This is a genomic window from Burkholderia sp. SCN-KJ, assembly GCF_024656005.1.
GTDB lineage: Bacteria > Pseudomonadota > Gammaproteobacteria > Burkholderiales > Burkholderiaceae > Burkholderia.
The window spans coordinates 1-6,031 of sequence record NZ_JANKOG010000065.1; the positions used below are offsets into that span (position 1 = coordinate 1).

4 protein-coding genes are annotated in these 6,031 nt (G+C 54.5%); all 4 read right to left on the reverse strand.

Translation table 11 applies throughout. From position 1 onward, the window contains the following. Positions 1 to 460 precede the first annotated feature (460 nt). Entirely contained in the window at positions 461 to 1,912 is a 1,452-nt protein-coding gene (gene gabD, locus NQV17_RS37490) for an NADP-dependent succinate-semialdehyde dehydrogenase (protein WP_257776115.1), read from the reverse strand. 84 nt (positions 1,913 to 1,996) lie between these two features. Next, on the reverse strand, positions 1,997 to 3,280 hold the full coding sequence (gene gabT / locus NQV17_RS37495; RefSeq protein ID WP_257776116.1) for a 4-aminobutyrate--2-oxoglutarate transaminase: 1,284 nt from the start codon (positions 3,278 to 3,280) through the stop codon (positions 1,997 to 1,999). 866 nt (positions 3,281 to 4,146) lie between these two features. After that, the gene (locus tag NQV17_RS37500) at positions 4,147 to 5,328 is read right to left on the reverse strand and encodes a porin (RefSeq protein WP_257776117.1); all 1,182 of its coding nucleotides are present in this window, start codon (positions 5,326 to 5,328) and stop codon (positions 4,147 to 4,149) included. 337 nt (positions 5,329 to 5,665) lie between these two features. Beyond that, on the reverse strand, positions 5,666 to 6,031 hold a 366-nt coding region (locus NQV17_RS37505; RefSeq protein ID WP_257776118.1), incomplete at its 5' end, for a TRAP transporter large permease subunit.

Here is a 6,031-nt window from a genome sequence, read left to right on the forward strand (position 1 = left end):
TGTCGTTTATTGACGGCTTACGAACTACTAACACGAGCTCGCGGCTCATTGTGTAACAATGGCCTGCCCACCCGAAGTGCCCCCCAGTGCCCCTGTCCTGGATGGTCACACCATACGCTCAAACCACTCGGCGCGGGAACGCGAGGCACCGGCTATATCATGCCGGTTACGAGGGCTATCGAGAACATCAACTCGCAGTTGCGCAAGATCCTCGAGACCTAAGGGCACTCCGCGCTGATCAGGCTGCCCCCAAGCTCATCTGGCGGGTACTGCTCAACATCGCTGCCATGGGGCCGTGCCACTGATGACTGGAAGGACCGTTATGAACCCGTTCGCCATCCACTACGAGGATCGATTCGTTCGACCATTCGTGTGAATGTCAACCCGCCTCGAATACGGAAATCCGGGTATCCCGGCGTTTGCCAATGCTACCGCCCGTTGAAGCGGTAGCATTGAGTACTTACACTCCACCCACACACATGTACTTGATGACCATGTATTCGTCTATGCCGTAGTGCGAGCCTTCACGTCCGATGCCAGATTGCTTGACCCCGCCAAACGGTGCGACCTCGTTAGAAATCAGGCCAGTATTGACTCCGACCATACCGTACTCGAGTGCTTCTGCAACTCTCCAGATTCGGCCGATGTCGCGACTGTAGAAGTACGCAGCGAGACCAAATTCGGTGTCGTTTGCGAGTCTGACGACCTCATCATCGGTTGAGAAACGGAACAGCGGAGCGACCGGGCCGAATGTTTCCTCACGGGCAACCGCCATCTTGGCGGTTACGTCGACGAGGACAGTCGGTTCATAGAATCCATAGCCGAGTGCGTGTCTGTTGCCACCGGTTAGAATCCTGGCGCCCTTCGCGAGGGCATCTTGAATGTGTTCCTCGACCTTGAGCACCGCAGACTCGTTAATTAGCGGGCCCTGTGTAACTCCTTCAGTGGTACCGTGTCCAACTTTAAGTTGCTTTACAGCCTCTGCGAGCTTGCTTGCAAATAGATCATATACGCGGTCGTGAACGTAGAATCGATTGGTGCAGACACACGTTTGACCACTGTTTCGGTACTTCGACGCGATTGCACCGGCTACTGCGGCGTCGAGGTCGGCGTCGTCAAATACGATAAACGGAGCGTTTCCACCCAGCTCAAGGGAAAGTTTCTTGATAGTTGGCGCACACTGGGCCATCAGCGTGCTGCCTACTTCAGTGGACCCGGTGAAGGAGAGCTTGCGTACGATCGGGTTGCTAGTCAGTTCACCACCGATTACGCGTGAGCTTCCCGTGATTACGCTCAAGACTCCCTTGGGGATGCCGGCGCGTTCAGCAAGGACGGCCAGCGCGAGCGCGGAGAAAGGCGTTGCATCTGCCGGGCGAACAATAATCGTGCACCCAGCAGCTAATGCCGGTCCGACCTTACGGGTGATCATTGCTGCAGGGAAGTTCCAGGGGGTGATGGCCGCACAGACACCGATTGGCTCCTTAGTCACCACAATCCTGCGGTCGTTTGCGACCGTTGGGATAACGTCACCGTAAACCCGCTTCGCTTCCTCGCCGAACCATTCGATGAACGACGCGGCGTACTGGATCTCGCCCTTTGCTTCCGCAAGGGGTTTGCCCTGTTCCGTCGTGAGTATAAGTGCGAGATCGTCTGCATTTTCGATCATCAACTCATACCATCTGCGGAGGATGGTCGCTCGTTCTTTGGCAGTCTTGGAGCGCCACTTCGGCCATGCTTCGTTGGCTGCGGTGATGGCTTGACGCGTCTCTGCCACCCCCAGACGAGGTACGTGACCAATATGTTCGCCATTTGCTGGATTGGTAACCGAGAGGGTCGCGCCATCCTCTGCCGCAAGCCATTCTCCGCCGATGAAGGCTTTGCTTTGTAGAAGGGTTGGGTCTTTCAGATTCATCGCTGTACAGTATTTCAATTATTGAACATGCACGCCGGTGATGCCGACGTGCCAATAGCTCCGATCTTGCGGCTACGTGCAGTGTTACGCCGCGTGTGCAGCGGCGATCTTGATAGCTTCGTCGAGGATATCCAGAGCCTCGTCAAAGACAGGCTCCTGGATCGTCAGCGGGTACAAGAAGCGAATTACATTCGAGTAGACCCCACATACAAGCAGCAGAAGGCCTCGCTCAAGTGCAGCGGTTTGCACGCGCTTGGTGAACTCGGCATCACCTTCGCCCGTGTCGGGGTTACAGAACTCGATGGCATTCATTGCACCCGGTCCTCGGACTTCGGCGATCTGAGGTACATCAGGCTCAAGCGCATTGAGGCGGGCTTTGAGCTTGTTCCCGAGCTTCGTGGCGCGCTCGCAGAGCTTCTCTTCGTCGATGATCTCAAGGACTGCGTGAGCCGATGCGACGGCGAGCGGGTTCCCAGCATATGTGCCACCAAGGCCGCCAGGTGCCGCTGCATCCATTACTTCGGCACGCCCCACCACGCCAGACAGCGGCATACCGCCCGCCAGACTCTTAGCGATCGTCATAAGATCGGGGGCGACGTCGTAGTGCTCCATCGCGAACAGCTTGCCGGTACGGGCAAATCCCGTCTGAACTTCGTCCGCGATCAACAGAATGCCGTGCGTATCGCAGATTTTGCGCAGGCCGAGTACGAAGTCGGCTGGCGCTTGATAAAAGCCACCTTCGCCCTGAACGGGCTCGAAGATGATTGCGGCGACGCGTTTCGGTTCGATATCAGCCTTGAAAAGCATCTCGATGTGCTTGAGCGAGTCGGCCGTGCTAATGCCATGCACTGCGTTGGGGTACGGAGCGTGGTAGACGTCTGCCGGAAACGGGCCGAAACTCAATTTGTAAGGGGCAACCTTGCCCGTCAGTGCCATACCCATCATCGTGCGGCCGTGGAAGCCGCCGGAGAACGCGATCACTCCCGGACGGCCGGTCGATGCACGAGCAATTTTGATTGCATTTTCGACAGCTTCGGCGCCGGTCGTGAAGAACGCAGCCTTTTTGGTAAAACTCCCCGGCGCGCGCGCTGAGACAGCTTCCGCAAGCGACACATAAGACTCGTACGGTACGATTTGGTAAGCAGTGTGCGTAAAGCGCTCGAGCTGGTCCGTTATCGCTTTGACAATCTTCGGGTGGCGATGCCCGGTGTTACATACTGCGATGCCGGCGGCGAAATCGATGAACCGACGGCCTTCAACGTCCCAGAGCTCAGCGTTTTCGGCTCGTTCGGCATAGAAGTTGCACATTACGCCCACGCCACGCGGAGTTGCCGCGTTCTTACGGTTCTGCAGTTCAGAGTTGTTCATGATTTCCATCTGCGTAGAGGGTTGGGAGACTGCTCACCCCTCGCCATCGGTACCGACTTGAAGGGCATGCTTCGAGCAACTATACGTGTCTCTGGAGCCGGCAATCAGAGCCATTCTCGAAAATACCATGGAGCCATTTTTTTTGTCCATATGGTCAGTTCGTGGGTCTGCTCGATCAGTGCGAGTGATACATTCGAGCTTGGTTAAGCTACCTGCACGAAACGTCATGAAGGCTTGCGCGAGGGGGAAGAGCCTTGGGGATGCCAACGAAGATCGGCTCAGACACGTATCTTGCTCGGCATGGCTAGGCTTTCGAGTTTCGAAGTTCCATGCCCGTCTAGTCTGTTCGGCAGCGATCGGCGACAACGTGCGGCTTGGCGTCAGTCTCGAGGTGTGTTCGGTTCCAGACGTTGCTTAACGCAAAAATGAGGGGCGCGCGTCCTGTGCTCAGGGCGCTTGCGAAAAGCTCGCTTGTGTCCTGCGAACTGAAACAAAAGTGGTTCGTGTATCGAGAGTCTCCATGGCATAAGTTCAAGATTAGCCAGCGCGTTCTCTCAAGCGGATGTCATGCTCGTGCAGGGCTGTGGCGACGTATAACCATTAGTCTGTGCAGAAGGAACTGACGCAAGTGCGCCGGGTTATAAGGACATATTGCGAGCATTCCGACTTGGACGTTGCAATCTACAACTGATGAAAGGGGCGAGTGACGCGGGCGCCGATCTCGCCTCAGGTACTTTGCGAAAGTGATGGGTGACACTGACGATATGAAGGCGCGCGATAGCAATGGTCGTCTGAGCGTTGGCGGCTGCGGCATCTGGGAACTACCCTCAGATGCCGCAGTTACTATGCCGACAATTCAAAGTTGATCAGAACTTGTGGCGAATGCCGAGACGCACTGCCGCTTGGCGATCGCTATTCGATGGCGTCAACTGATTGATCGATGCGACCGCGGTTTTGCCTGTGGAATCAGTCCCATTAGCCTTTTGATAGGCTCCAATGAGGTAAAGGTCGGTCCGCTTTGAAAGGAAGTAGTCGACCCCCACCGATCCTTGATTGTATGTGGCGCCCCCTGCGCCAGCGCTGCCGCCACTTCTTGTGTACATATACGCTGCGCCGATAAGTAATGCTGGAGTGAACTGATATTTGAAATTTAACTCTGCGTTATTGAAAGTCGCAGTTCCAGAAATTCCTCTAGCAGGGACGAGGCCCGATGTAGAATCCCCGAGTCCCATATACTTGGTGTTGGAATAGTTTGCACCGAATGTCGAAGCTCCAATAGTGTATGCGGCTCCGGCCCCGATTACCTGGTAGGTATGAGTAGACGCATAGGCGGAAATAATCGGAGACGCCCCAAAATTTGATCCCGGCACTCCTGCGACTACTGACGCGGCCGTACCGCCTGCTCCATAGAACGATACATTTGGGTTGCGTACATTAAGATAACCGGCTGCTGCGACAAATGGCCCATTTGAATATCTCGCGCCAAGCGACCAGATCTGATTGCGGCTTACGTGTCCCGCCACTCCCCCGAGCGCGTACATGCCGCCAAAAGTGAACCCAGCCAACGTCGGACTGGTGAACTTAATCGCATTATTTGTGCGATTTGTGTTGTTAAAATTGTCGGTGTCTGACGGATGAGCATTAAGAGAACCACCCCACTGGGCGCCAATCGCCAAAGGGCCGAGATAGTCAACGACCGAATCGTACTGCCGGCCAATTGTTAGTGTTCCGTATGGGCTCGATACCCCGACGAACGCTTGGCGCCCGAATTCGAGGCCTCCTTGCCCAAGCTTTCCTGAATTTAGGTCAAAGCCATTTTCAAGCACGAATATGGCCGCGACTCCTCCGCCAAGAGCCTCGTTCCCGCGCAATCCCCAGCGGCTCCCATTCAAGACTCCACTCGAAAGATTGTACAGGCGCTCACCGTTTGCATTGCTGTTGTAGTTGATTCCCTCGTCGATAATTCCATAAAGCAGAATGCTGCTCTGCGCATGGGCGGTGTAACTTACTATTCCTAGTACAGTTGATGCGAGAAGAAGCTTCTTCATTAAATGATCTCCAATTGGTTTTGTGAGTGTGTTTGATTTTTTGGGTATGAGTTTTACTTTGTGTGGGGTTGGTGCATTGTTTTTGCATTGGGAGTATGGGTCTGGTGTATTTGTACTCCTTATGTTATTGATTGATGTGATATATAAATTGGATCGCCAACCATGAAATTCCAGAATTTCATTAGGATTTTATGGGGAGTGTTATTGGATTTCGAGTCGTCGTGATTCGATATTGTCGGGTGCGCTATCTCGAGATGAGCGAATGTGTGATAGGTGATGTCCCAATTTTTTGAGGGGGTTGTCGCGGAAATGGCAAATCATTCGGCGATAATAGATTTTAAGGTGCTTGGATTAATCCCATCCCAAGAAGCGGAAAGGAGGCGACGATGGTGATGCCAATTAAGAGTAAGACCAAGTGGTGCCAGATCGGTTGGGCGCCGTCGTCAAGGTTTGTATTGCCGATGGCGTAGTCACTGTAATAATCGGCGCCGAAGGGTGGTGAAAACAATCCCAGCCCCATAGAAATGGTCGCGATTATTGAGTAGTGCGATTCATGAATTTCAAGAACGTGTGCAATAGTCGTGCGGCTACGCCGGCAAACAGCGGCACGATGACGGTGACCAAATGGAATGCGCCGATTCATGAGACGGTGGATGCGAGGGGGCTCGATCGTCGGGCAGCGGGACTGCGAGTTGGACAGAGC

Excerpts from the sequence above, each read along its gene's own strand:
- gabT (WP_257776116.1), bottom strand. The coding sequence starts at position 3,280 with ATGAACAACTCTGAACTGCAGAACCGTAAGAACGCGGCAACTCCGCGT.
- gabD (WP_257776115.1), bottom strand. The coding sequence starts at position 1,912 with ATGAATCTGAAAGACCCAACCCTTCTACAAAGCAAAGCCTTCATCGGC.
- NQV17_RS37500 (WP_257776117.1), bottom strand. The coding sequence starts at position 5,328 with ATGAAGAAGCTTCTTCTCGCATCAACTGTACTAGGAATAGTAAGTTAC.